Source organism: Microcoleus sp. MON1_C5, from assembly GCF_036701875.1.
Classification (GTDB): Bacteria; Cyanobacteriota; Cyanobacteriia; order Cyanobacteriales; family Microcoleaceae; genus Microcoleus.
This window is the reverse complement of the sequence record NZ_JAUBRN010000133.1, coordinates 1-4,216: the sequence shown is the minus strand read 5'-3', so window position 1 is coordinate 4,216 and position 4,216 is coordinate 1. Positions and strand designations below refer to the sequence as shown.

Annotated in this window: 4 protein-coding genes; 1 reads left to right on the top strand and 3 read right to left on the bottom strand. The window is 47.2% G+C overall.

What is annotated here, in order from left to right; translation table 11 throughout:
• Positions 1–138: 138 nt before the first annotated feature.
• Positions 139–1,884: an alpha/beta hydrolase gene (locus tag QUA71_RS28905; protein ID WP_333290410.1), complete on the bottom strand. Its 1,746-nt coding sequence runs from the start codon at positions 1,882–1,884 to the stop codon at positions 139–141.
• Between the two features lie 276 nt (positions 1,885–2,160).
• Here QUA71_RS28905 and QUA71_RS28900 point away from each other — a divergent pair, with 276 nt between their 5' ends.
• Positions 2,161–3,141 (top strand): Npun_R2479 family HD domain-containing metalloprotein, encoded by a 981-nt coding sequence (locus QUA71_RS28900; RefSeq protein WP_190663509.1) that lies wholly within the window; start codon positions 2,161–2,163, stop codon positions 3,139–3,141.
• Positions 3,142–3,505: 364 nt separating this feature from the next.
• Here the strand turns inward: QUA71_RS28900 and QUA71_RS28895 are convergent, their stop codons facing one another.
• Both QUA71_RS28895 and QUA71_RS28890 read right to left on the bottom strand, forming a co-directional pair.
• On the bottom strand, positions 3,506–3,964 hold the full coding sequence (locus QUA71_RS28895; protein ID WP_333290408.1) for a transposase: 459 nt from the start codon (positions 3,962–3,964) through the stop codon (positions 3,506–3,508).
• Positions 3,965–4,027: 63 nt separating this feature from the next.
• On the bottom strand, positions 4,028–4,216 hold a 189-nt coding region (locus QUA71_RS28890), incomplete at its 5' end, for a hypothetical protein (RefSeq protein ID WP_333290406.1).

Sequence of the window (4,216 nt, the reverse complement as noted above, 5' to 3'; positions counted from 1 at the left end):
GTGTTGTTAAGGTTTGTAAAGGGGTTGAGCGACAGTTAAACTGATGACTGCGATTAGGAAAGCTGATGAAAAGACAGAGATGGGCGATCGTCCCGGCGCGACAAGATATGCCAGCGTGCTCTTCGGCGCACCTCAACCCTAACGAACGGGAGCTATGGGAGGTGGAGAAGGTAGAGAAACAGGAGCGAGGACAGGTGGAGAGACTGGCCTGCGAGCAGGTGGAGAAATCCTGAACTGCTGGAGTTGCTGCGGGGTGAGCGATCGCAAAATTCTCAGTCCGAGAGTGTCTCGGGAGATGCTTAAAGCGTAGGATGGCTCCAAATACGGGCGGAAATTGGATTTGTTGTTCAAATAGCTTTCCATGAAAGCTAGGCTGAGTCCGCTGAGGTAGCGGCGGGCTAAAGCTGGTTCGGGCCCGATCGCCTCTGCGGGTGGCAGAAATAGGCTTTGAGGGGATGCCTCGATCGTTGAGAAGTGAGTCCCGTTTATCATCAATACGAGATATTTGTTGAGCGATGTCAGCCATGTGAACGGTTGAATTTGTTCGAGGAAAGCGGGGGCAACAGTATCGGCGCTGCCTGCTATTACCATGACTGGGATTTGGATTTTGCTGAGGTTTGTTTCTCCCAGAATGCTGCTGGCGATCGGGTTGATGGCGATCGCAGCTTTGATGCGCGGGTCGTCGAAATTGTACTGGTTGCGATCTAGTCCGCGCGCGCGGCACTGCAACAGTAGGGAGAGGTTCCAAGTATCGTTTTCGAGTCCGCAATCTTTGTCTAGCTGTGCAAAATTAATCCCTGCCCCGGCTAATGCTAAAGCCGTATAGCCCCCGAAAGACTGGCCTATGACGCCGACTCGCTGCAAGTCGAGCTGCCCTTGGTAGGCCGGATCGGTTGTAGAAAGTTTGGTTAAATAATCGAGCAGGTCTTTGATGTCGAGGGGGCGGTTGACAAATTCGGCTGGTTCTGCTACTTCACTGGCTCTGCCTGTTACTAAGTTTTGGATTTGTTGGGCGTTGCTGCCGGGGTGTTCGGGGACGGCGACGGCAAAGCCGTAGGAGGCTAGGTGTTTTGCTAAATATTGAAAGGAAATGCGATCGGAACCTAAACCGTGGGAAATTACTACTACTGGAGCCGGTTGGCGGCTGCCCTGGGGCAGGTAAATGTCCATATCCAAGGTGCGATAGCGATTTGGACTCGTCACAGTTACCGATGATTTTTTCCAAGTATAAGGGCCTGGTAGCTGGGGCTGCTGCATTTCGGCGGGCGGTATGGCGGGTTCAGAGGCTGCTTGTGCTTCGGACAACTGGGCGACTCCGGCGATCGTCTGATTGGAACGGTTGATCAGCGATGTCAGCTCGTCGGCGATACCCAAGCCGCGAGCGATGTCAATCCTGATGCCGTAAGTGGGGAATTTCCTCAGCACGTTGAGAATTGTCAGACCTTCTGGATCTGAGGCTGCTAAAATCAGGGCGGCTCGGATGGCATAAAATCCGGGCTGTCGAGCTTTGGTTTGAATTACTCGGCCCAAGCGTTTCAGCAGCACTTCTCCTTGAGGCGTGTAGAGAAATTGGGCGATCGTCACCTGGCTGATTTCAGCTTTCGCTTGCAGGGCGCTGCGAACCTCAGCTAGCTGAGATTCTTGGATGTATTGAGCGAAGCCGTCCAAGTTCGAGTCTATTTTGCCTTCTTGGGCGAAGAGTGCCAGGGATTCGATGGGAACTGATTCTTCTAGCGGCCCGTAAGTTACGTAAATTCGCTCGGCACCCATTGCCGGTGCGGCGGTGCAAACAGCCGTGAATGCAAACAATCCTAGGTATTTTGGGGCGATCGACCGCCGAGTGCGAAGGGCAGCAGTGGAGAGGCTCGAAAACAGACAGTTCATAACTTTCACACCTAGGACTTCTAATAATTAGTCGGTGAAACGAGGTAAATTGTTTCGTCAACATTTAATACCGAAAAATCGATCGGTTGCTTCGGAAATTAGGTTATCGTGGGAAGCATAGCCTAAAAGTAATTTTCTGATTTGACAAGGTTAGCTGAAATTTAAAATTCAACGCCGAGGGGTCAAACCTACTGGAAGGCCCATTGATTATTTTTTCAGCTATCCAAGATATTTTTGATCGAGTTTGTAACTACAGCCTGAGTGAGAGAATTTATGATGTTCAATGCAACTGCTATCCTGATTGACGCTTTTGTGCAAGAGTTGCAGGCCGGCTACCGTCGCACCTACGGCAAGTACAAGCCTGACTACCCTGAAATTATCGCCTGGGCAGGGACTATGGCTCTGGAAAATATCGCTAACTGCGATGCTCTGTACCACAATGTGGAACACACCATGCTCGTGGCTTTGGTGGGACAAGAGATTCTCCGCGGCAAGCATATTCGCGAAGGGGGAGTGTCGCCGGAAGATTGGCTGCACTACCTGATCTCGCTGCTGTGCCACGATATCGGCTACGTCAAAGGTGTTTGCCGCCAAGACCAAGAAGCTGTGGGACTCTACGCTACGGGTATTGACGGGGGCATGGTTTCTGTGCCGATCGGGGCAACTTCTGCCAGTTTAACTCCTTATCATGTCGATCGAGGAAAACTTGTAATTGACGAACGCTTCGGCGGCCACACATTAATTGATGCCGAACAAATCAAGCGCAATATTGAATTGACGCGCTTTCCAGTTCCTGCTAGCGAAACTCATCAAGACAGAAACAATTATTCTGGACTCGCTAGAGCAGCCGATTTGATCGGTCAGTTGAGCGACCCCAATTACCTGCGAAAAATAAGTGCCCTGTTCTACGAATTTGAGGAAGTCGGCACTAATAAAATCTTGGGATACAAGTCTCCGGGAGATTTGCGGCAAAATTACGCCAAGTTTTATTGGAATGGAGTTTTTCCTTACATTCCCGCAGCTTTAAACTACTTGGAATTGACCCAGGGAGGCAAACAGATTATTGCCAACCTCTACGCCAACGTATTTCAGGTTGAACACGCTGAACCGATCGCTTTCAACAAGACAAACGCTCAAGAATTCACAAAATCCAGAAGCACGGGCAATTTAAACGGCGAAAAAGATAGTGATAATCTTCAAGCTTCCATGTCCGGGGAAAACAAGAAATTTGCCGAGTTTCAAGACTTGAATTTGTGATGATTTACACGCACAATTCGGCAGCTATAAAGGCGAGTCAGTCGATTTGAGATTTTACACTTCGGCGTGACAGGTGGGACGAAACGTTCAGCGAGCGGCCAGTCGAACGATTTTAGATTTACTTCCGAGATGACTCTGGAAGGTTGAATAAGAGTCGAAAATTTGGGGCGACTGGCGACTCCTGTCGTTCGCAATTATCCGTTTGTGGGCAGGGTAACAATTAGGATAAGTTTTGATTTTATAGTTGCTGGATCTTTTTTTTAGCTTTAATTGAGATCGATCATCTCAAATCTCCACTCGCCCTAGCAGCAGAGAGCTTGCTCGCTCCTTTTTTTTGAGCTAAAATGAAGAGTTATAGCCTTTCTCAAAAAGATGAGGTACAATAACAGCAGTGTGTAAACCAGTTAAAAATATTTGACGATGTAACTTGTCCGAACGCAAAATATATGGCTTTTCCTAATTCTTGATAATTAGTAGTCTTGATAGAACGGAGAATGATTTTAAGTTTTGACCACAGATTTTCAATTGGTGAAAAATCTGGTGAATAAGGTGATAAGTATATTAACTTGGCCCCTTTTTTTTCGATCGCTTTTTTCACTTCTTCACCCAGGTGAATGGGACAATTATCCATCACTACACAAGCACCTTTCCATAGTTTGGGTACCAGTTTTCTGATAATAAAAGCTTCAAATGTAATTGCATCAGTTCCGCCTATTAGATTAACCGAGGTCAAAATTTCATTGACTGACATTGCTCCAATTATTGAGACATTTTTGCCCCGTTTAGTTGGTTTTGGCCCCTTGGCTCTTTCACCTTTTTGCATACCTAGCATATAACCTAACCATTGCCAAATTAACTCCCGATTCGTCAATGAATATTAAGTCTTTCAAACCTTACTTTTTAATGGTTTTCCAGAACTCACATCGCAGGATTTGAACTCGCTCCGTGCCTTTACCTGAAGGGAAGAGAGTTTTTTTTGACAGTAATGTTTAAGAGTTTTATAGCCTTTCTCATAAAGATGAGGTACAATAACAGCAGTGAGTAAACCAATTCCAAAGATTTTCTGATGTAACTT

Excerpts from the sequence above, each read along its gene's own strand:
- QUA71_RS28905 (WP_333290410.1), bottom strand. The coding sequence starts at position 1,884 with ATGAACTGTCTGTTTTCGAGCCTCTCCACTGCTGCCCTTCGCACTCGG.
- QUA71_RS28900 (WP_190663509.1), top strand. The coding sequence starts at position 2,161 with ATGTTCAATGCAACTGCTATCCTGATTGACGCTTTTGTGCAAGAGTTG.
- QUA71_RS28895 (WP_333290408.1), bottom strand. The coding sequence starts at position 3,964 with ATGCAAAAAGGTGAAAGAGCCAAGGGGCCAAAACCAACTAAACGGGGC.